Genomic DNA, 19683 nt, shown 5'->3' with positions numbered 1-19683 from the left:
GTGCCCGGCGGCCAGCGCGGCGGCCAGGGCCAGGACGCCGGTGAAGGCGGCGGCGAAGAACCGCAGCCGCTTCGGCGGGGCGGGGCGGTCGGGCGTCACGGTGGTTGCGGCCATACCCCACGTTCGGTCCTGGAGCGGCTCGGTATGGGTCCGGTGTGCCGCCCGAACCGGTGACGCCCGACGCGCCGCCTCAGGAACCGGACAGCGGCTGGCTGAACCGGATGCTGTTGCCGAAGGGGTCGCGAAGGCCGCAGTCGATCCCGTACGGGCGCTCCGTCGGTTCGTCGGTGAACTCCACGCCCTTGGCCAGCAGCGTCTCGTAGGTCTTGCGGCAGTCGTCGCTGCTGAAGAACAGCGACCCGCCCATGGCGCCCTTGGTCAGGAGGTCGCGGACCTGGTCCGCCGTCGCCTCGTCCATCCGGGGCGGGCCGGGCTTCTCCAGCAGGATCTCGCGGTCCGGGTGGCCGGGCACGTTGATCGTCAGCCACCGCATGAAGCCGAGGTCGGCGTCGGTGTTGACCTCGAGGCCGAGCTTGCCGACGTAGAAGTCGAGCGCCTCGTCCTGGTCGAGCACGAAGATCTGGGAAATCGTGATGGCGTTGAGCATGGGGCGACGGTAGTTCAGGCGGGCACCGGGGTGCTTATCCGAAATGATCGTCCCGTCAGCTCCGCGGCCGCAGCCACGCCATGGCGAAGCAGGTCGGCACGTCCGCGACCGGCCCGCGGCGCCGGTAGGCCGTCGGAGGTTCGCCGACGATCTCCCGGAACGTCCGGCTGAAGGTCCCGAGGCTGCCGAAACCGACCTCGAGGCAGATCTCGGTGACGCTCCGGTCGCCCGAGCGCAGCAGGAACATGGCCCGCTCCACCCGCCGGCGCTGCAGGTACCGGTGCGGCGTCTCGCCGAAGGTGGCGCGGAAGGTCCGGATGAAGTGCACCGGCGAGACGTGCGCGATCCGGGCCAGCGCGGGCACGTCCAACGGCTTCGCGTAGTCCCGGTCCATGGTGTCGCGGGCACGCAGCATGCGGCGGTTCATCTCCTCGACGGCCCGGCTCACGTCCCCGATCCCACCACACCGCGTTCACCCGCCGATCAGCGGTTGACCGCGGCCGCGGGGGTACCCGCCGACCATGGACAACGAGCCGATCCGCACCGAACCCGCCGACACGACCAGGCGTTCCACCGCGCCCGGTCCGGAGCCCGAGGACGCCCCCGGCCTCGAACCCGGCGGCTCGGTTCCGCCCGGCGACACGCCGCCGGACGCGGGCCAGACCTCGGGCCTGTCGCACCCGCAGCCGATCCCGTCGCGGACGCCGGCCGTCGTCACGCTGGTCATCGTCGCCGTGCTCGTGCTCGGGACCGCGGCGTTCTTCGTGCTCCGCGGTCTCGACCTGCTCTGACCCGTCCGCGAGATATCTCACCGGCGCAGTCCGGCCGGCCACCCGGTCGCTAAAGTCGTTGCGTACGCTTTGCAACCGACCAGGACAGGCGCATGCCCGAACTCGCGATCGACCAGCCGGACGACTGGACCACGCCGGGAGCACACCCCGTGGCGCCCGGTGTCCACCGCATCCCCCTGCCGCTGCCGATCGCGGGCCTGTCCACGGTGAACGCCTACGTGCTCGAGGGCCCCGACGGCCTGGTGCTCATCGACCCGGGCTGGGCGAGCCCGGCCACCGAGAGCGCCGTCGTGGCGGCCCTGACCGCGCTGGGGCACCGGCTCGGCGACGTGCGGACCTGCCTCGCCACGCACCACCACTGGGACCACTACACCCAGGCCTTCGCGTGGCGCGAGCCGCTGGGCGCCCGGCTGCTGATCGGCGAGCACGAGCGGCTCAGCATCGAGGGCTTCGACACCACCAACCCGTTCCCCAACCACCCGGAGCTCCTGGCCCGCTGCGGGGCCGACGAGCTGGCCGAACGGGTGCTCGCGATCGACACCTCCGGCGCCGAGACGCCCTACGGGCCACCCGACGGCTGGCTCCGCGACGGCGACCGCGTCCCGCTGCACGAGGGCGAACTCGAGGTGGTTTCGACCCCGGGCCACACCCGCGGGCACGTCGTCTACGCGCACTCGACGGCGGGCGTGCTCTTCGCGGGCGACCACGTGCTGCCGCGGATCACCCCCTCGCTGGGCTTCGAAGTCGCGCCCGAGGCGACGCCGTTGCGCTCGTTCATCTCGTCCCTGAAGCTCCTGCTCGGCCGCCCCGACTCGGTGCTGCTGCCGGCGCACGGCGCGGTCGGCCCGAGCACCCACGCCCGCGTGCGGGAGCTGCTCGACCACCACCGCGAGCGGCTCGACGAAGTCAACGAGCTGCTGGCGACCGGCGCCACCACGGCCTACGAGGTCGCGCGCCAGCTGCCGTGGACCCGCCACCGCCGGCAGCTCGACGCGCTCCAGCTCGAACACCAGCTGTCCGCGGTTATGGAGATCGAGGCCCACCTCGACGTCCTGGCCCACCTCGGCCGCGTCATCGTCGACGAGACGCCCGCGGTGCGCCGGTACAACGCGGCTTAGCCCAGCACGAACTTCCCGACGAACGTCTTCTGCTCGAACTCCCGCTGAGCGGCGGCGATGTCCTCGAGCGCGAACCTCCGGGCGATGACGGGCTTGAAGTCGCCCCGGCGCGCGTGCGTCACCAGCTGCCCGAACTGGGCGGGCGTCCACATGGCCGAGCCGATGAGCCGCCGGCTGTGCAGGTACAGGCGGCGGATGTCGAGCTCGACCTCCGGCCCGGCGATGGCACCGGCGGTCACCAGCCGGCCGCCCTCCGCCAGCGCGTCGACCAGGCCGGGAAACCCGCTGCCGCCGACCACGTCGGCCACGACGTCGACCGGTTCGCCGAGCTCCCGGGACGGCACGGTTCCGCGCGGCAGCACCTGCGACGCGCCCGCGGCGAACAGCCGATCCCGTTTGTCCTCAGTGGACACCGCCACGACGGAACACCCGCGGGCGGCCGCGAGCTGCACCAGGGCGAGCCCGACGCCGCCGGACGCGCCCGTGACCAGGATCCGTTCTCCGGCCGCGAGCCCGGCGCGCTCCAGCATGCCCACGGCGGTCCCGTAGGCGATCGGCAGGACCGCGAGCTCGAGGTCGGACAACGGGCTCGCCGTCACATCGTGCGCGCGCCGGGCCTCGACGACCGCGAACCGGGCGAACCCGCCGTCGCGTTCACTGCCCAGCAGCCCGATCGCGTTCGCGTCCGGGCCCTCGCCGTCGTAAAGCGCGCTGTCGACGAGGACTCGCTGGCCCAGGCGGGTTTCGTCGACGTCGCGGCCGACCGCGACGATCGTGCCCGCGATGTCGCCGCCCTGGATCCGCGGGAACGTCAGCGGCACGCCGCGCCAGCCGCCCACCGCACCGGGATCGCCCGCGGTGCCGTAGCTGCCCTCGCGGCTCCACACGTCGGTGTTGTTCATGCCGGCCGCCGCGACCGCGACCAGCACGTCGCCGTCGCCGGGCGCGGGGACCGGGAAGTCGGTGACGACCTCCAGCGCTTCGGGCCCGCCGTGCCGGGCCAGGACGACGGCCGTCATGCGGTCCGGCACCCCTGGCTGCTGCTTCGTCATCTCCACCGCCTCACGTAGGGTATACATACCGGTATAGTTAACGAACGAAGGCGCTGTCAAACCCCGCCTGCGGAAGGAGTCGCGGATGCCACGGCCACGCACCCCCGAGGGCGAGCTGACCCCGGCGGCGAAACGCGTCCTCGCCACGGCCGGCGAGCTGTTCTACGAGCAGGGCATCAACGCGATCGGCGTCGACACGGTCGCCGAAGCCGCCGGTGTGACCAAGAAGACCCTCTACGACCGGTTCGGTTCCAAGGACGCACTGATCGTCGCCTACCTCCGCGACCGCGACCTGCGCTGGCGTGACTGGCTTCGCCACTACGTCGAGGAACACGGCACGACGCCGGCGGAAAAGGTGCTGCTGGTCTTCGACGCGCTCGCCGCGTGGATGCGCCACAACTCGCCGCGCGGCTGCGCGTTCGTCAACGCGCACGCCGAACTCGCCGACCCCGCGCACCCCGCCCGGACGGTCATCGCCGAGGACAAGCACTGGGTCCGCGGCTACCTGACCTCGCTCGCCGTCGACGCGAACCTGCCCGAACCCGGGCGCGTCGCCGACGAGCTCGTCATCCTGCTCGAAGGCGTCACGGTCACCCTCGCCCTCCGGACGGTCCCCCATGCCGCCGACCAGGCGAAACAGCTCGCCGCACGCGCACTGGGACTGGGCGAGACCGCGTTCTCAGCGTCCCCACAGGGGCCCGCTCAGTAGATTCGGGCCGATGCACCACGGCGAGAGGACTCCGATGGACCGGGCACCCGCAGATCCCCCGGCGCCCGACCACCTGCGGCGGCTGCGGTCGATCCGCACCGAGCTGACCCACCTCGAGGAACTGCTCTGCCACGGCGCGCACCCGGTCTCCGACGCGGCGCACACCGTCGTGGACACCGCCAAGCAAGCGCCGGCCTGGCTGCGCGTCACCCGCGGCGAGCAGCGGTGGGCGGTCACCCTGGCGATCGCGCTGGCGGTCACCCTCCAGCTGGTGCTGCCCGACCGGCTCGCGTTCCGGCCGCACTGGCTGCTGCCGGTGCTGGAGGTCGCCCTGGTCGCGGTGCTCATCGCGGTGAACCCGGTGCGGATCACGCGCGGGCACCCGTGGCTGCGTCCGCTGTCGGTGGCGTTGATCGCGCTGATCAGCCTGGCCAACGGCTGGTCGGCCGCCTTGCTGGTGCTGGACCTCCTCTCCGCACGCGCGGGCGAGGAACCGGCGCCGCTGCTGGGCAGCGGCGGCGCGATCTGGCTGACGAACGTCATCGCCTTCGCCTTGTGGTACTGGGAATGGGACCGCGGCGGCCCGGTGGCCCGGGCCCGCGGCGAGCGCCCGCGGCCCGACTTCCGGTTCCCGCAGATGGAGGACCCGGCCGGGCACCCCGACTGGGAACCGCATTTCGTCGACTACTTCTACGTGTCCTTCACCAACGCGACCGCGTTCAGCCCGACCGACGTGATGCCGATGTCGCGGTGGGCGAAGATGCTGATGCTGAGCCAGTCCGCGGTCTCGCTGGTGACCCTCGCCGTGGTCGTGTCGCGGGCGGTCAGCCTGTTCAAGTGACGGCCGCGGGTGAGACGAGCTTGCAGGGGATGTCGGCGTTTTCGTCGAGGTGGTACGAGGCGCACACCCGGTGGTAGCCGTCGGCGACGATCAGGCCCTGGTGGGTGTCCCCGCGCACCAGCAGGACCGGCGACAGCGCCCGGCCGTCCTTCACCTTGCCGAGGTCCTTCGCGACGTGCGGGTTGTCGGCCGGCAGCAACGCCAGCCCGCTGGCACGCAGGATGTCCTTCGCCTTGCGGTGGGTCAGCGTGGCCGCTTTGAGCGCGTCGACGAGCCGGCCGGCCGCGGCCTCGTCGGTGACGAGGGTGAGGTAGTCGTACGCCGCCGGGTAGTCGTGCTCGTCGGGTTCGTCCTTCCAGTGTTCCTTCATTCCGCCTCCTCGGGTGAATGTGCGGGTGCGCGCGCGGCGGCGACGGCGGTCACCGCGACGCTGATGACAGCGGCGGCGAGGATCGCACCGCCTTCCCCGGCGGACATCAGGCCCTCGCGGGTCCCGATGGTCACGGCCGCGACCGGGACGCCGAGCTGGGCGCCGGCCAGCACGGCCAGGGCGAGGGGCTGGCCCAGCAGCCGGGTCGCCGCGTGCACCAGGACGGTCCCCGCCGCGAGAAGACCGGCCAGCACGATCAGCCGTGGCTGGGTGCCCAGCGCACGCAGGTCGAGCGAGGCGCCCAGCCACACGAAGAACACCGGCCCGAGGAACCCGTCCGTGACCGCGAACAGCTGACGGGCCAGCCGCCGCGGCTCGCCGACCGCGGCCAGCGCGAGACCGGCGGCGAACCCGGCGAGCATCACCGAGACCCCGACCAGCTGCGCGAGCCCGGCCAGGCCGAACACCACGATCAGGGCGATCCGCAGCTCCAGGCCGAAGTGCCGGCTCTTGCTGATCTCGTGCGCACGGGTGACGAGCCCGCGGGCGTGCAGCCATCGCAGTGCGGCGAACCACAAGGCGCCCGCCGCGATCACCACGAGCGCGCCGAGCGCGGCCCGGCCCGCCCGGCCCGGGTCCTCCGCCAGCGGCAGGGCGACGATGCACACCGTGTCCGCGATGGCGACCTGCACGATCGTCGCGGTCACGGCCGGGCCGTCGAGCCCGGCCTCGTGGAGCACCGGCATGATCAGGGCCGCGGAACTGGACGCCAGGAGCACCGCGTAGAGCAGCCCGTGCCCGGTCCCGGTCAGCGCGGCCACGCCGAGCCCGGCGGGCACCGCGAGCACGCCCACGACCGCCGCGAGCAGCGCCCCGCGCCGCAGGGCCACGCGCAATGCCGCGTCGCGCAGCGGAACGTGGCTGCCGGCCTCCAGCATCACCAGCGCGAACCCGGCCGCGGCCAGGAAGGACAGGATCGGTTCGTCCGCGTGCACCCAGCCCGCCCCGGTGCGGCCGATGGCGACGCCGGCCAGGAGTTCGCCCACCACGACGGGAAGCCGCGTCCGCCGGGGCGCCGCGAGCAGCGGCCCCGCAAGCCCCGCGGCGACGACCAGTGCGAGAGTGGACAGATCCATGGCGCTCCTCGGTTCCCGCTCCGAGTATCGTCGGCCGTTGTCATCTCCACCACAGGAGATTCACACCGCGCTGCGCTCGGTTCGGGGGGACGGGAAATGCGGGTCAAGAACGTCCTGGGGGTGCTGGGCGGCGTGGGCGTCGCCGCGGCCCTCGGGCTCGCCAGTGATCACACCGTCGCGGCCTACGGCTGGTTCGTGTGCGCGGCCGGGCTTTCCTTCGGGCTGTCGGAAATCCGGCGACGCGGCCACTACCGGTGGCGGCCGCCCGAGCCACTGCCCGAGGACCCGGGAGCGCCGGCCCTCCCGCCGGACCAGGACCCGGTCCTGGTCGCGGCCAGCGGGCGCCGCGTGCGGCGCTCCCGGCAAACCGCGCTCTACGCCGCCGTCCTCGCCCTCACGATGGCGGGTATCGCCCTGCTGCCGCTGGGTCCTTGGCGGACCCCGTTCATCGCCATGGCGTTGTTCTCCGGGTACGGCGTCGTCGCGGCGATGATCGACGCGGCACGGTTCCGTCCCCCGCTCCCCGGCCGCTGGACGGAACTCGAAGTCGTCGCCCCGGCCGCGAGCAAGCCATGGCGCCTGGCGCGCACCCCGGACGGCGCCGAACTCGCGTTCAAGCTGACCGCCACCGACGAAGCACTCACCCACCACATCGAGCAGACCAGCCGCCTGCGCGTCCTCGGCGAGCCCCGCATCGGCGGCCCGGTCCGCATCGCCGTTCCCGGGCACGATGTGCTCGGCCTGGCGTTCTTCAGCCGGCCGTAAAACGGTTGTCGCCGAATACGATTGCTCCATTCTGGTGGCATCGCCCGGTGACCGGGTGCGGTGATCCCCGTACCGACAGAATGGAATTCGCCCGGCGGATCGTGCCGGGAAGGGGCGGAGGGGAACGCGTGACCTATCTGGTGGAACTGCCGGTCGGCGGTTCGGCGGGGCGGCAGACGGTGGGGGTCGAGATCGACCAGGTCGAGGAAGGGCTGGTCAAGGCCGCCCGGCCGGGGGAGATCGTCGCGCGGGGTGCCCGGTCATTGAGCGAAATGGTGGCCAAGGTCCGGCCGGTCGCGGAGGACTTCGTCACCGGGTTCCGCGGCATGGTCCACGCACCCGACGAAATCGCGGTCGAGTTCGGGCTGTCCCTGTCCACCAAGGCCGATGTCATCATTTCCAGCGCCTCGACCCAGGCCAACTTCAAGGTCAAGCTCACCTGGAAGACGTCGGCGGAAGACGAGGACGGCCCGCAAGCCGGCGACCCGGCGTCATGACGGCGCCGCCGCCCGCCGAGAGCACCGGGCCCGGCTCGCTGGACGCCGCCGTACTGCGGATCTTCACCTCTTCGGGGCACCCCGTCGGCTTGGGCTTCCTGGTCACCGACACCCTCGCGCTCACCTGCGCGCACGTCGTCACCGCCGCGCTCGGGACCGGGGACGACGCCCCGCCGCCATCCGGAGCCACGCTCCGGGTGGATCTGCCACTGCTCGGCCCGGAGCGGCCGGACGCCGGGGCCGCGGCGAGCGTCGCGCACTGGATCCCGGAGCAGCCGTCGGGCGTCGGGGACGTGGCCGTGCTGCGCCTCGACGCGCCGATGCGCGACGCCCGGCCGGTCCGGCTGGTCGAGGCGGACGAGGTGTGGGGACACCCGGCCCGGGCCTACGGCCTGCCGGACGGGCGCCCCGGCGGCGTATGGCACAGCGGCACGCTGCGGCACCGCCAAGCCCACGGCTGGATGCAGGTCGACCTGGCCGGGGACGGCTACCGGGTCTCCCCCGGCTTCAGCGGTGGGCCGGTGTGGGACGACGAGCTGGCCGGGGTCATCGGCATGGTGGCCGTGGCCGAATCCGGGCACCCGCCCGCCTGCTACCTGATCCCCGCCGCCGCCCTGTTGGCGGCCTGGCCGGGCCTCCGCGAACTCGTACTGCCGCCCTCGCCGTTCCGCGGGTTGCGGCCCTTCCAGGAGACCGACGCGGCCCTCTTCCACGGCCGGCGGGCCGAGAGCGAGCACGTCGCGCGAATCGTGGCCGGCGAGCGCTGGACCACCCTCGTCGGGCCCTCCGGTTGCGGCAAGTCGTCGCTGGCCATGGCCGGGGTCAGCCCGCTGCGCCGGGCGGACGGCGACTGCCCGGTCGTGCTGCGGCCCGGCCACCACGCCAGTCCGCTGCACGCGCTGGCGGCCGCGTTGCTGCCGTTGCTGGAGCCGGACCTGTCCGAAACCCGGCGGCTGGCCGAGACGCCCGAACTCGCCGACGTGCTGGCCGAGCAGGGACTGCACGGGATCGTGCCGCGCGTCCTCGACCGGCAGCGCGGTGACCGGCTGCTCGTCGTGGTCGACCAGGCCGAGGAACTGCTCGACCTTCCGCCGGGGCAGCTCGAAGCCCTGGCGGCGGTGCTGTTCGACGACCGCATCCCGGCCACGGTCCGGGTCCTGTGCACGCTGCGGGCCGACTTCCTCGAACCGGTCCTCGCGCACCCCCTGCTCGGACCGGTCGTGAGCAAGCGGGTCTGCGCGGTGGAGCCGATGCGGCCGGAGCAGCTGCGCGAGATCATCGCCAAGCCCGTCGGCGAGGTTCCGGGCGTGCACTACGAGCCGCACTTGGCCGAACGCATCCTGGCCGACACCGGCTCCGAGCCCGGTGCGTTGCCCCTGCTCGGTTTCACCCTGGACCTGCTGTGGGAGCGGCAGGACAAAGGCGTGCTGACGCACGGCGCCTACGAACTGATCGGCGGCGTCGCCGGCGCGCTGGGCGAATACGCCGAGCGCGCCTGGGCCGAAAACGTTCCGGCGCCGGACGAACCGGCGGCCGAGCGCCTGCTCACCCAGCTCGTGCGGATCCCGCTCGGGAGCACCGCACCCGTCCGGCGGATCGCGTCACGCGCGGAACTCGGCGAACCGGAATGGCACATCGCCCAGCGGCTGGCCGCCACCCGGCTGCTGGTCCTGCAAGGCGGCGAAGGCCCCGAAACCGTCGAGCTCGCCCACGAAGCGCTGCTCACCGGATGGGCGAGGCTCGCCCGGCGGATCGCCGCCGATCGGTCCTTTCTGGACTGGCGGGAGTCCCTGCGGCACGACACGGACCGCTGGCAGCGTCGCGGACAACCTCGCGATCTGTTGCCCAGCACCACTTCCCTGACCGTCGCGGGGCAATGGCTACCCGGGCACGCCACCGAGCTCACCGCCGCCGAACGCGACTACCTGGACCGCGGCCGCGTTCATCGACGCGTCCAGACCCGCCGCCGGCGGGCCCTCAAGGCCGGGCTGGCCGTCGTCGTCGTGGCCGCGTTGACGTTCGTGTCACTGTTCATCTACGCGCAAGCGCAAAGCGGCGAACGCGAGGCACTCGCCAATTCGCGAGCCTTGGCCCAGCATTCGCAGGACCTCTCGGCCCGGAACCCGGCGCTCTCGGTGATGACCGCGCTCGCGGCTTACCAGACGTCGCCCACCCAGGAAGCGCGCAACCAGCTGTTGCGGCAGTACCTGGCGCACTCGAACTCCGAACGGGTCCTGTCCGGGCTCCTCGGGACGATCGCCGGGTTCCACGCGAGCCGGAACGGTGATGTGGTGCTCGCCAGCACCGACCTGGGGCGGCTGACGCTCTTCGTCCACGCCACCACCGGCAAGACGCGCGGCGTGCCGGTACAGGCCGGGCACGTGCTGTACACGATGGTCTCCCCGGACGGCAAGCGTGCGGGGTTCGTCGGCGACGACGGGACCGCCGGCTGGTTCGAGGTGGATGCCGACGCCCTCCTGCCGGCCGGTCCGGTGCACACCCTGCCCAAGGTGTCCGGGCTGACCACCTACTACAACGGCCCGGGGAACTCGGCGGCGATGTCGCCGGACGGCAAACTGATGGCCGTCCCGGCCGGCGACCGCCTGGTCTGGTGGGACCTGGACACCGCGACCGTCGCCGGCTCGGTCCCCGCGCCGCCGGACGCGAGCAACGGGCTGTGGATCAGCCAGGACAACCGGACGTTGCTGGTGGACACCTACGGCCTGGACGATCCCGACCACCCGTCCGGGCTCACCGCCGTGGACATGGCCACCGGACGGTCCCGGACGGTGCTGGCGCCGCAGAAGGACCAGTACTTCGTGGTCTCGGGTGATCGCGCGGCTGTCGTGGCGTGCCGCACCCCAGAGGGTGGCGGCGGCTCGGTCTTGTCTCGGGTGCGGGTCTCGGACGGGGTCGCGGAGGGGCGGCCGTACAGTTCACCGACGTCCTTCTTGTGCTCGCACAACGCCGTGGACGTGACCGGACGCCGGGTCGTCGTGAGCGAAGACTCCGTTCGGGTCGTGGACCTGGACCTCGGGACCGAGGTCTCCTCCGGCAACGAAGCACCCAGCGCGAGCGAGTACGCGCCGGACCTGATCTCGGCCGACGGGAAGCTGCTGCTCGCCACTTACGGCTCTTCGGAGATCACCTACACCGAACTCCCACCCGGCTCACGGACCCTCGACGTCGCCGACCAGGTGCTCACCGACGACGGCAGCAAGACGGTCAGCCTGCTGAAAGACGGTTCCCTGCAACTACGGCCGTCCGGTGTGGACAGCGACCGGGTGCTGGCCGAGGCCCCTGCCCCGCCCGCCCAGGAGGACAAGCCGAAGAACGAGCTCTACCTCAACCGCGACGGCAGCCTGGTCGTGGACCGGGAAGCCGCGAACGTTGTGTCGGTGCACGAAACCGCCACCCTGCGGCAGACCGCCCGGATCACCACCGCCGAGCCACCGAGCCGCCCACCGATGAAGCCCGGCGACTACCTGCGCACCGGACACCAGCAGCCGGACAACAACTTCAGCTACTTCTTCGACTGGACCGGGAACCTGGTCACCGTTTCGGGCCGGCAGGTGCAGCAGTGGGACGCGCGGACGGGACGTCAGCTCGCGCGGTTCGACACCGGCACCGTGCACCCCGACGGCGACGCCGGCACCCCGACGATGGCGGTGGGGCCCTACCCCGAGCCGAACCACGTGCAGGTGATCGTCTACGGCGATCCGGTCGTCCGCGCCGTCGACCTCACCACCGGGCAGACAACCGCCACCACCGAAGTCACCGACGACGCACTCGGGCTGCAGTTCGATCCCAGCGGCCGGTACTTCGCGCTGATGCGCCAAGGCTCCGTCGTCGAGCTGTGGCAGCGCGACCCGCCGGTCCGGGAACTCGGACCGTTGCCCAGCCTGTCCGACATCAGCAGTGCGAGGTGGTCGGCCGGCTTCCTCGACGGCGACGGCCACTACCTGATCGCGGCCAACAACTCCGTGCGCGTCTATCAGGTGGGGAAGCAAGCCCCGGTGGACTCCTACGAGTTCGGGCACCCGGACGGCCAGCAGACCCAGTACACGTTCATCAACGTCGCGAAGGACGGCCGGACGGTGCTCTACGCCGGCTCGGACGGGCTGGGCGGGGCACTGGCGCTGGACCCTGCCGCGTGGACCCGCGATCTGTGCCGCATCATCGGCCACCGCGACTTCACGCCCGAGGAACAGGCCGGCCTGCCCGCTCCGATCCCGGCGCGGCAGGTCTGCCCCTGACCCGCGGCGACCTCTTCGATTTCCTCGTAACACGAGGCCAAGGCCGACCGACTCAGCACCGTGTCTCGCCATTCGCCACTCCTGCGTGGAATTCGCATTCTTGCCTGCGTGCTCGTTGCCGCTGCGGCGGCCGCGTGCTCCGGCAACGGCCCGATCTCGAGCAGCACCACCCAATCGGTACCCAGTGCATCGCCTGGCGACCCGGGAGCACCTGCGACGACGTCCGCCAATGGTGATCTGCCACGCGGTCCCGCACTCGTTCTGGCGAACCATGCCCAACTCCAGTTCGTCACACCGCAGGGAAGCGTCGCCGCCGCCCGGGAGTACCCCGGTTCCGGCCGGCCGATCACGGATCTCGACAAGGCGTCCTTCGATCCCACGTACAGCAAGATCGCCTCTCTCGGCGACCCGCTGCCCTACCAGGCCACGGCGATGTCCTACGAAGCCGGCTACATTACTTTCGACGGCGAATTCCACCGGGTCACTCCGCCGCAAGACAGCTACTCGAAGCGCCGGCTTTACACGGGAGCTCTGTTCATCGGCGCCCAGCTCGCGGTCGACATCGACAACACCACATTGGTTTGGGCCGCGACAGGTGACCCGGTCCCCGGCGGGACCGATCCCGCGGCAGTCGACTACGACGGATACGCCGGGCCGGCGTGCGCGGCGGACACCGTCACTCGCGGCCAGGTGTGTGAATCGGACGGCACGATCACTGTGACTCTCTCGAAGTCCAACCGCAGTACGTTCGGGCACGACGTGCCGGCGGGGCCGGTGCTCGGCGTCGCCCCCGACGGTTCGGCGATCGTTCGCTCGCCTGACAACCGCCTCTATTCGGTGAGCCGTAAGACCGGTGACGTCCGCGGCTTGACCCCTGAGACCGACTACATTCCCACCAGCGCTGCCGTCTCACCCGACGGCGGCACAGTTGCCTTCACCGCGGAACGCGACACCACCACGGCCCTCTTCCTCGTCGCGGGCACCGGTGGCACACCGACCCCGTTGCCGAACTACACCCCGCTGTCCGGCGCCATGCTGCGCACCTGGCTGGGATGAGCAACGCCGGGGTTCGACGAGCCTGGCGATATCCAGCTCAAGGACGGGAGGGCGCTCGATCATGGCTTACGACGCGCACTTGGCCAACCGGATCCGCGAGCTGCTCGCGAACGTCTCGCCGGTGACCGAACAGGCGATGTTCGGGGGCGCCGCCGAGGGGAGCCGGTGACGGACGCCCTCACCGATCCGGCTGGCCCGCCTCCTGGGCCGTGGGCCAGTGCACCGTCTCGCCCGTGCCGCGCAGGGCAGCCGCCGAGTTCGGGCGGAGCGCCGTACCGGTCGGCGCCGTGAGCTGTCGCGTGTGGTCCCGGAGCGACTGACGGCTGCGGTCCGGGATCCGTCCGCCCGGGAGCCGCGCGCTCCCGGGCGGACGGGGCTCAGCCCACCTGGACGTCGATGCAGGAGTAGAACGCGTTGCCGGTGTCCGCGATGTTCCAGATCGCCAGCACCGTCTGGCGTCCCGTGTGGCCGGACAGGTCCACCTGGTGCGAAAGGGTTTCCGGCGGCTGCTCGTTGTTGCCGCTGATGTCCGCGACCTTGTCGCCGCCGATCCAGTACTCGTAGTTGGTCGTGCGGTGGCGGGCCGTGAAGGTCCACGTGAACGTCGCCGACGTGCCGACCGCGCCGGCCTGCCAGCCCTTGCCGTTGTCGTTGAGCTCGGCGAACTGGGAATTGCCGCCGTCGCAGGACTTCAGGCCCTTCGGCCCCTCGACGCTCTGGGGCTCGTACTTGATGTCACCGCAGGACACCGTGCCCTGGGCGCACTGCGCCTGCCGGCTCGCCGGGGAGTTGACGTAGCCGTGCGCGCTCGCGATACCGGCGGGGTTCACCACCACCAGGACCGGGGCCAGGAGGGCACCCGCCGCGACCGCGACCAGTTTTCGGTTCATCGAAAGCTCCTTCGGGGACAGGCTCGCTTCCCGCCACCGGGTACGGCGAAGCCGCGGCAGGCGAGCCCGCCGCGTCGCGGGAAGTCGTTCGAGCGAAGGAAATTGTGGTCTAGACCATAAGACGAATCGGACAGTGAGTCAATAGATCGCGAAGTCCCGGGTGATGTTGGTAAGACGCCAACCGCCCGGCGGTGTTCCGCTCAGCGGGATTCACCCGAAAGACCGGGTGGCGGCGCGCCGAGCGGCTCCCTCTAGGATTCCGCCGGTGACCACCTACGACGACACCTTCGAGCACCTCGATCCCTCCCTCCTGCCGGAGCGGCAGCAGAAGATCCTGGTGGTGATCCGCGACTGGGTGGTCCGGCACGGCTACTCCCCCAGCACCCGGGAGATCGGCGAGGCCGTCGGCCTGCAGTCGACGTCGTCGGTCTCCAAGCACCTCGCGAGCCTGGAGGACAAGGGGTACCTGCGGCGCGGCACGGGCGTCTCGCGCCCGATGGACGTGCGCGCGTTCCTGCAAGGCGGCGAAGCCCGCGAGGACGGCGACTCCGTCCCGGTTCCGGTCGTCGGCGACATCGCCGCCGGCACGCCGATCTCGGCCGTGGAGCACGTCGACGACGTCCTCAAGCTGCCGCGCGACCTCACCGGCCGCGGTAACGTCTTCGGGCTGCGGGTCCGCGGCGACTCGATGATCGACGCCGCGATCTGCGACGGCGACATCGTCGTGGTCAAGCAGCAGACGGAGGCCCACTCGGGCCAGATCGTCGCGGCGATGATCGACGAGGAGGCGACGGTCAAGGTGTACCGCCGCCGCGACGGCCACGTGTACCTCGAGCCGCGCAACCCGGCCTACGCCGTCATCGACGGCGACCGGGCGGCGATCCTGGGCGTGGTCGTTTCGGTGCTGCGGAGCGTCTGACGCGCTTCACCAGGTGACCGGCAGTTCGTAGACGCCGTACACCGAACCGTCGTGCTTGAACGGGATCTTCTCGACGTCGGTCGCCAGCGCGAGTGTCGGGATGCGCCGGTACAGCGTGCTGTAGACGACCTGCAGCTCGAGCCGCGCCAGCGGCTGGCCGAGGCACTGGTGGACGCCGAAGCCGAAGGCGACGTGCCGGTGCGCGTCGCGGGTGAGGTCGAGCCGGTCGCCGTCGGGGAACACCTCCGGGTCGCGGTTGCCGACGTCGTTGGCGAGGATCACGCCCTCGCCCGCGCGGATCGTTTCACCGCCCACCTCGATGTCCTCCAGCGCGACGCGGCGGCGGCCGTTGTGCGTGATGTTGAGGTACCGCAACAGTTCTTCGACGGCGGAGGCGACCAGCGCCGGGTCGTCGCTCTCCCGCAGCAGGGCCAGCTGGTCCGGGTGCTCCAGCAGGGCCAGGGTGCCGAGCGCGATCATGTTCGCCGTCGTCTCGTGGCCCGCGATGAGCAGCAGGACGCCCATCTGGGCCGCCTCGGTCCGGGACAGCTCCCCCGCGTGCACCCGGGTCGCGAGGCCGGAGAGCAGGTCGCCGGCCGGCCGCTCGAGCTTCTCCCCCATCAGGCGGTCGAGGTAGCCGACGAGCGCCCGGTGTCCGGCCGCCCGCTCCTCGGGCCGCGCGTCGCGGCGGATGATGAGCTTGCTGTTCTCCTGGAAGAAGCCGTGGTCGGCGTAGGGGACACCGAGCAGCTCGCAGATCACCAGTGACGGCACCGGGAGCGCGAACGCCTCGACGAGGTCGACCGGCTTCGGGCCGGCCAGCAGCTCGTCGAGGAGGTCGTCGACGATCTTCTGCACGGCCGGGCGCATCGCCGCGACCCGGCGGATCGTGAACGGCGCGGTCACCATCTTGCGCAGTCGCGCGTGCTCGGGGTTGTCCATCAGGATGAAGCTGATCCCGGTGCCTCCCTTGGGCAGGGGCGCCGGGCTCGGGTAGCCGGGCCGGGTGACGTCGGCGCTGACGCGCGGATCGGCCAGCAGCGCCCGCTGCTCGGCGTAGCGCGTGACCAGCCACGGCGTGCTGCCGTCCCACAACCGCACCCGGGCGAGCGGCGCCTTCCCCTGCATCGCGCGTGCCGCGGGCGGCGGGTCGAACGGGCAGCCGGCCGCGCGCGTCATCGGGAACTCGGGGATCTCGGCGGTGCTCGTCATCGGTCCTCCGCGGTGGCCGTCAGTTCGTGATCAGTCAACCGAAGACTGCTAGGCTAAGTCAAGCGACTGATTTAATACCGACGTCCGGAGGACCGCCCGTGCTTGACCCCGCCACGCCCGCCGGAACGACGTCGCCCCGCGCGAACCTCGTCGTCGCGGTCCTCGCCTTCGCGGGCATCACCGTCTCGCTGATGCAGACGCTGGTCATCCCGCTGATCCCCGCCCTGCCCGGACTGCTGCACGCCTCCGCGGCCGACGCCACCTGGGCCATCACGGCCACGCTGCTCGCGGGCGCGGTGGCGACGCCGACCATGGGCCGGCTCGGCGACATGTACGGCAAGCGGCGGATGCTGCTCGCCGGCCTCGGCGCGCTCGTCGTGGGCTCGGCGATCGGCGCGCTGTCCGACAGCCTCCTGCCGATGGTCGCCGGCCGGACGCTGCAGGGCCTGGCCGCCGGCGTCATCCCGCTCGGGATCAGCATCATGCGCGACGAGCTGCCCGCCGAACGGCTCGGCTCGGCGACGGCCCTGATGAGCGCGTCGCTCGGCGTCGGCGGCGCGCTGGGCCTGCCCGCGGCGGCCCTGCTGGCCGAAAACGCCGACTGGCACGTGCTTTTCTGGACCGCGGCCGGGCTCGGCATGGTCGTCACGGGGCTCGTCGTCGCGCTCGTGCCGGAGTCGCCGGTGCGCAGCGGCGGGCGGTTCGACGTCCTCGGCGCGGCCGGGCTCTCGATCGCCCTCGTCTGCCTGCTGCTGGCCATTTCGAAGGGCGCCGACTGGGGCTGGGACAGCGCGGCCACGCTCGGCCTGTTCGCCGCCGCCGTGGTGGTCCTGCTGCTGTGGGGCCGGTGGGAACTGCGCACCCCGCGGCCGCTGGTCGACCTGCGGACGAGCGCCCGGCGCCAGGTGCTGCTGACGAACATCGCGTCGGCGGTCTTCGGCTTCGCGATGTTCGCGATGTCCCTGGTGCTGCCGCAGCTGCTGCAGCTGCCGGCCGCCACCGGCTACGGCCTGGGCAGGTCGATGCTGGTGGTGGGCCTGGTGATGGCCCCGTCCGGGCTCGTCATGATGGCGCTGGCGCCGGTGTCCGCGCGCATCACGGCCACGCGCGGCCCGAAGACGACATTGATGCTCGGCGCGGTGGTCGTCGCCGCCGGGTACGCGCTCGGCATCGTGCTGATGAGCGCGACCTGGCAGCTGGTGCTGGTTTCGAGCGTCATCGGCGGCGGCATCGGCCTCGCCTACGGCGCGATGCCGTCGCTGGTGATGGGCGCCGTGCCCGTGTCGGAGACGGCCGCCGCGAACAGCCTCAACACGCTCATGCGCTCGATCGGCACGTCGGTCTCGAGCGCCACGGCCGGGCTGGTCCTCGCCCGGCTGACCATCCACTTCGGACCGGTGGAGCTGCCGTCGCGGAACGGCTTCCGGCTCGTGCTGGGCATGGGCTCGGCCGCGGCGCTCATCGCGCTGGCCGTCGCCGCGTTCCTGCCCCGGCGGCCGGGCCCGGCCGCCGGGCGCCGGCCCGATCAGGTCCGGGAGGCCATGCCGTCGAGGTGAAGCACGCCGTCGGTGTGGTGGGCGGCGACGAACTCGGGCCCCTTGGTGACGAGCCGCGCGATCGCCGTCGCGTGGCCGTGCCCGAGAGCGTGCTCGGTCTTCAGCCACGCGACGATCTCGCCGTGCTTCGTGAGCTTCTTCTCCTGCGCGAGGTCGAGGAAGCCGCGCGGGGTGATGCCGGTCTGCTTCTCGGCGTTGTCGAGGTAGGCCTGGAAAGACATCGGTGACTCCCGGGTTCGGACCGACACCTGTTCGGTCTGGCTTGCTTGCCACCAAGGTCTCACCGACAACTTTTTTTGTCAAGACTTCCCGGCGACCACCGCGAGGGTCGTGTACGCCAGGGTGAAGCCGCCGCCGAGCGCGTCGACGGCCGTCCCGACGCCGGCGAGCACGTCCGCCAGCGCGTCCGGCGCAAGCCGGGTCAGGCCGCCGGTCGTGGGCAGGAGGTCCAGCCATTCGTCGCGGGTGTAGACCCGCTCCCACGCGAACGACCACCGCTCGGGCGCACCGAACCGGCCCGAACCCCGGATACCGTCGGCGAAGCGGGTGAACATGACTTCGTAGAGCTCGGCGGCGGTCCTCGACTCCCCCGCGAACGGGGAATCGGGCAGCACCCGCCGGATGCCCCGCGCGAGGGCGTCGGCCACCGGGGCCGGCGGCTGGAATACGTGCGCGAAGAGGGCGAGCAGCCCGCCAGGACGCAGGACGTCGGCCGCCTTGGCCGCGCCGGCGACGGGATCGACCCAGTGCCAGGCCTGCCCGGCGACGACCGCGTCGAACGTCCGCGCGGCGGGGTCCCAGTCCTCGAACTTCGCGACCTCGACGTCGATGCCGGTACCGCGGGCGAAGGCGGCCATCCGCGGATCGGGGTCCACGCCGAGCACCCGCCGGCCGGCGGCCCGGAACTGCCGGGCCTCGATCCCGGTGCCGCAACCGACGTCGAGGAAGTCCGGGCCGGGACTCGCGGCGACGACGCGGGCGACCAGCTCGGCGGGATACTCGGGCCGGGCCCGGTCGTAGCGCGCGGCGTCCTTCCCGAACGACTCGGCGAAATGCCGGGCCTCATGAGGTTGAGTGGGCATGCGCCCACTCTAATGGGCATGCGCCCACTAGGACAACCGCGTGGGCGTTCGCCGCGGGCGTAACGGAGAATGGGGCCATGCCGACCGGGGTCCACTTGCGCGACGTGCGCCAGCAGCTGTTCCACGCGGCCGAACGCGTCCTGCTGCGCGAGGGCCCGAACGGCCTGACGAGCCGAGCGGTGACGGCGGAGGCCGACGTGGCGAAGGGCGTGCTGCACCGCCACTTCGCGGATTTCGACGCTTTCCTGGCCGAGCTGGTCCAGGACCGGATCAGCCGGTTGTCGGACCAGTCGGCGATCCTGGTGGCCTCGGCGGGCACCCGCACGGTGGCGGCCAACCTGGTGGACGCGCTGACGGAGCTGTTCGACCCGGTCTCGATAGCCCTGACGAGCTTGGTGTTCTTCCGCGACGAACTCCGCACCCGCCTGCGCCGTCCAGGTGACGGCCTCCCGTTCCTGGCAGAGGCGCGCGAGATGCTGTCGTCCTACCTGGCCGCGGAACGAGCCCAGGGCCGTATCGCAGCGGACGCAACGGTGGACGCCCTGGCCTTGTCCCTGATCGGAGCAAGCCACCTGCTCTTCGCAGGCCGCGAAAAGCACACCCTCCCGGACCCCGAAGAGCTGCAAGAACTGGTGGAAACCATCCTCGCCGACCCCCTGCAACGCCGACTGCTGTAAAAAAGTCCACAAAGGACAAGCGGCCACCCGAAAGGGGAAGGCGACCCCACGCGGGGGTCCGGGGGCTCGCCCCCGGCGGGGGTGTGGGGGCTCGGCTCGACACCTTCGCCGAGGACGCCCCGGCGGGCGCGTTCGACTCCGTGACGACG

Annotated in this window: 20 protein-coding genes; 11 read left to right on the top strand and 9 right to left on the bottom strand. The window is 71.9% G+C overall.

Annotated features, from left to right (window positions below):
• Window positions 1-190 precede the first annotated feature (190 nt).
• Complete coding sequence (locus tag ACWEN0_RS49380) at window positions 191-607, bottom strand: VOC family protein (RefSeq protein WP_451988699.1); 417 nt, start codon at window positions 605-607, stop codon at window positions 191-193.
• A 55-nt stretch (window positions 608-662) separates the two neighbouring features.
• Window positions 663-1022, bottom strand: a complete 360-nt coding sequence (locus ACWEN0_RS49375) for a helix-turn-helix domain-containing protein (RefSeq protein WP_451988700.1) — start codon at window positions 1020-1022, stop codon at window positions 663-665.
• Between the two features lie 106 nt (window positions 1023-1128).
• Between ACWEN0_RS49375 and ACWEN0_RS49370 the strand changes: the two genes are divergently transcribed.
• Both ACWEN0_RS49370 and ACWEN0_RS49365 read left to right on the top strand, forming a co-directional pair.
• Window positions 1129-1398 (top strand): DUF6480 family protein, encoded by a 270-nt coding sequence (locus tag ACWEN0_RS49370; protein ID WP_451988698.1) that lies wholly within the window; start codon window positions 1129-1131, stop codon window positions 1396-1398.
• A 92-nt stretch (window positions 1399-1490) separates the two neighbouring features.
• The gene (locus ACWEN0_RS49365) at window positions 1491-2516 is read left to right on the top strand and encodes an MBL fold metallo-hydrolase (RefSeq protein ID WP_451988697.1); all 1026 of its coding nucleotides are present in this window, start codon (window positions 1491-1493) and stop codon (window positions 2514-2516) included.
• Here ACWEN0_RS49365 and ACWEN0_RS49360 read toward each other — a convergent pair.
• On the bottom strand, window positions 2513-3568 hold the full coding sequence (locus tag ACWEN0_RS49360; RefSeq protein ID WP_451988696.1) for a zinc-binding dehydrogenase: 1056 nt from the start codon (window positions 3566-3568) through the stop codon (window positions 2513-2515). The two genes, ACWEN0_RS49365 and ACWEN0_RS49360, sit on opposite strands and share 4 nt — an antisense overlap.
• Window positions 3569-3653: 85 nt before the next feature.
• Between ACWEN0_RS49360 and ACWEN0_RS49355 the strand changes: the two genes are divergently transcribed.
• Window positions 3654-4277, top strand: coding sequence for a TetR/AcrR family transcriptional regulator (locus ACWEN0_RS49355; RefSeq protein ID WP_451988695.1), 624 nt, complete (start codon window positions 3654-3656; stop codon window positions 4275-4277).
• Between the two features lie 34 nt (window positions 4278-4311).
• On the top strand, window positions 4312-5118 hold the full coding sequence (locus tag ACWEN0_RS49350; RefSeq protein WP_451988694.1) for a hypothetical protein: 807 nt from the start codon (window positions 4312-4314) through the stop codon (window positions 5116-5118).
• On the opposite strand, the gene ACWEN0_RS49345 is transcribed toward ACWEN0_RS49350, so the two are convergent.
• Window positions 5111-5488, bottom strand: coding sequence for a hypothetical protein (locus ACWEN0_RS49345; protein ID WP_451988693.1), 378 nt, complete (start codon window positions 5486-5488; stop codon window positions 5111-5113). The two genes, ACWEN0_RS49350 and ACWEN0_RS49345, sit on opposite strands and share 8 nt — an antisense overlap.
• Window positions 5485-6624 (bottom strand): cation:proton antiporter, encoded by a 1140-nt coding sequence (locus tag ACWEN0_RS49340; RefSeq protein ID WP_451988692.1) that lies wholly within the window; start codon window positions 6622-6624, stop codon window positions 5485-5487. Before ACWEN0_RS49340 ends, ACWEN0_RS49345 begins: the two co-directional genes overlap by 4 nt.
• 96 nt (window positions 6625-6720) lie before the next feature.
• Here ACWEN0_RS49340 and ACWEN0_RS49335 point away from each other — a divergent pair, with 96 nt between their 5' ends.
• The 4 genes from ACWEN0_RS49335 (at window position 6721) to ACWEN0_RS49320 (ending at window position 13198) form a co-directional block, all read left to right on the top strand.
• On the top strand, window positions 6721-7389 hold the full coding sequence (locus ACWEN0_RS49335) for a hypothetical protein (protein ID WP_451988691.1): 669 nt from the start codon (window positions 6721-6723) through the stop codon (window positions 7387-7389).
• A gap of 128 nt (window positions 7390-7517) precedes the next feature.
• Window positions 7518-7886: a CU044_2847 family protein gene (locus tag ACWEN0_RS49330; RefSeq protein WP_451988690.1), complete on the top strand. Its 369-nt coding sequence runs from the start codon at window positions 7518-7520 to the stop codon at window positions 7884-7886.
• Window positions 7883-12142, top strand: coding sequence for an nSTAND1 domain-containing NTPase (locus ACWEN0_RS49325; protein WP_451988689.1), 4260 nt, complete (start codon window positions 7883-7885; stop codon window positions 12140-12142). Before ACWEN0_RS49330 ends, ACWEN0_RS49325 begins: the two co-directional genes overlap by 4 nt.
• A 108-nt stretch (window positions 12143-12250) precedes the next feature.
• Window positions 12251-13198 carry a TolB family protein gene (locus tag ACWEN0_RS49320; RefSeq protein WP_451988688.1) on the top strand — a complete coding sequence of 316 codons (948 nt, stop codon included), beginning with the start codon at window positions 12251-12253 and terminating at the stop codon, window positions 13196-13198.
• A gap of 377 nt (window positions 13199-13575) precedes the next feature.
• Here the strand turns inward: ACWEN0_RS49320 and ACWEN0_RS49315 are convergent, their stop codons facing one another.
• Window positions 13576-14088 (bottom strand): lytic polysaccharide monooxygenase auxiliary activity family 9 protein, encoded by a 513-nt coding sequence (locus tag ACWEN0_RS49315; RefSeq protein WP_451988687.1) that lies wholly within the window; start codon window positions 14086-14088, stop codon window positions 13576-13578.
• A 265-nt stretch (window positions 14089-14353) separates the two neighbouring features.
• On the opposite strand from ACWEN0_RS49315, the gene lexA reads away from it, so the two are divergent.
• A complete protein-coding gene (gene lexA, locus ACWEN0_RS49310; RefSeq protein WP_451988686.1) occupies window positions 14354-15007 on the top strand; it encodes a transcriptional repressor LexA in 654 nt (217 codons plus the stop codon).
• A gap of 6 nt (window positions 15008-15013) precedes the next feature.
• Here the strand turns inward: lexA and ACWEN0_RS49305 are convergent, their stop codons facing one another.
• Window positions 15014-16219, bottom strand: coding sequence for a cytochrome P450 (locus ACWEN0_RS49305; protein ID WP_451988685.1), 1206 nt, complete (start codon window positions 16217-16219; stop codon window positions 15014-15016).
• A 98-nt stretch (window positions 16220-16317) separates the two neighbouring features.
• On the opposite strand from ACWEN0_RS49305, the gene ACWEN0_RS49300 reads away from it, so the two are divergent.
• A complete protein-coding gene (locus tag ACWEN0_RS49300; protein ID WP_451988684.1) occupies window positions 16318-17775 on the top strand; it encodes an MFS transporter in 1458 nt (485 codons plus the stop codon).
• On the opposite strand, the gene ACWEN0_RS49295 is transcribed toward ACWEN0_RS49300, so the two are convergent.
• Complete coding sequence (locus tag ACWEN0_RS49295) at window positions 17745-17996, bottom strand: DUF4287 domain-containing protein (protein ID WP_451988683.1); 252 nt, start codon at window positions 17994-17996, stop codon at window positions 17745-17747. The genes ACWEN0_RS49300 and ACWEN0_RS49295 overlap by 31 nt on opposite strands.
• A 78-nt stretch (window positions 17997-18074) precedes the next feature.
• Window positions 18075-18857, bottom strand: coding sequence for a class I SAM-dependent methyltransferase (locus tag ACWEN0_RS49290; protein WP_451988682.1), 783 nt, complete (start codon window positions 18855-18857; stop codon window positions 18075-18077).
• Between the two features lie 77 nt (window positions 18858-18934).
• Between ACWEN0_RS49290 and ACWEN0_RS49285 the strand changes: the two genes are divergently transcribed.
• Window positions 18935-19534: a TetR/AcrR family transcriptional regulator gene (locus ACWEN0_RS49285; RefSeq protein ID WP_451988681.1), complete on the top strand. Its 600-nt coding sequence runs from the start codon at window positions 18935-18937 to the stop codon at window positions 19532-19534.
• The last annotated feature ends 149 nt before the right edge of the window (window positions 19535-19683 follow it).

The organism is Amycolatopsis sp. NPDC004378 (assembly GCF_053602455.1).
Note: the sequence above shows the minus strand (reverse complement) of the source record. Positions and strands in the feature narration are given on the sequence as shown.

Coding starts and splice junctions, on each gene's coding strand:
- ACWEN0_RS49350 (WP_451988694.1), top strand. CDS start 4,312: ATGGACCGGGCACCCGCAGATCCCCCGGCGCCCGACCACCTGCGGCGG.
- ACWEN0_RS49380 (WP_451988699.1), bottom strand. CDS start 607: ATGCTCAACGCCATCACGATTTCCCAGATCTTCGTGCTCGACCAGGAC.
- ACWEN0_RS49375 (WP_451988700.1), bottom strand. CDS start 1,022: ATGCTGCGTGCCCGCGACACCATGGACCGGGACTACGCGAAGCCGTTG.
- ACWEN0_RS49370 (WP_451988698.1), top strand. CDS start 1,129: ATGGACAACGAGCCGATCCGCACCGAACCCGCCGACACGACCAGGCGT.
- ACWEN0_RS49345 (WP_451988693.1), bottom strand. CDS start 5,488: ATGAAGGAACACTGGAAGGACGAACCCGACGAGCACGACTACCCGGCG.
- ACWEN0_RS49305 (WP_451988685.1), bottom strand. CDS start 16,219: ATGACGAGCACCGCCGAGATCCCCGAGTTCCCGATGACGCGCGCGGCC.
- ACWEN0_RS49325 (WP_451988689.1), top strand. CDS start 7,883: ATGACGGCGCCGCCGCCCGCCGAGAGCACCGGGCCCGGCTCGCTGGAC.
- ACWEN0_RS49315 (WP_451988687.1), bottom strand. CDS start 14,088: ATGAACCGAAAACTGGTCGCGGTCGCGGCGGGTGCCCTCCTGGCCCCG.
- ACWEN0_RS49365 (WP_451988697.1), top strand. CDS start 1,491: ATGCCCGAACTCGCGATCGACCAGCCGGACGACTGGACCACGCCGGGA.
- ACWEN0_RS49360 (WP_451988696.1), bottom strand. CDS start 3,568: ATGACGAAGCAGCAGCCAGGGGTGCCGGACCGCATGACGGCCGTCGTC.
- ACWEN0_RS49290 (WP_451988682.1), bottom strand. CDS start 18,857: ATGCCCACTCAACCTCATGAGGCCCGGCATTTCGCCGAGTCGTTCGGG.
- ACWEN0_RS49285 (WP_451988681.1), top strand. CDS start 18,935: ATGCCGACCGGGGTCCACTTGCGCGACGTGCGCCAGCAGCTGTTCCAC.
- ACWEN0_RS49355 (WP_451988695.1), top strand. CDS start 3,654: ATGCCACGGCCACGCACCCCCGAGGGCGAGCTGACCCCGGCGGCGAAA.
- ACWEN0_RS49340 (WP_451988692.1), bottom strand. CDS start 6,624: ATGGATCTGTCCACTCTCGCACTGGTCGTCGCCGCGGGGCTTGCGGGG.
- ACWEN0_RS49335 (WP_451988691.1), top strand. CDS start 6,721: ATGCGGGTCAAGAACGTCCTGGGGGTGCTGGGCGGCGTGGGCGTCGCC.
- ACWEN0_RS49295 (WP_451988683.1), bottom strand. CDS start 17,996: ATGTCTTTCCAGGCCTACCTCGACAACGCCGAGAAGCAGACCGGCATC.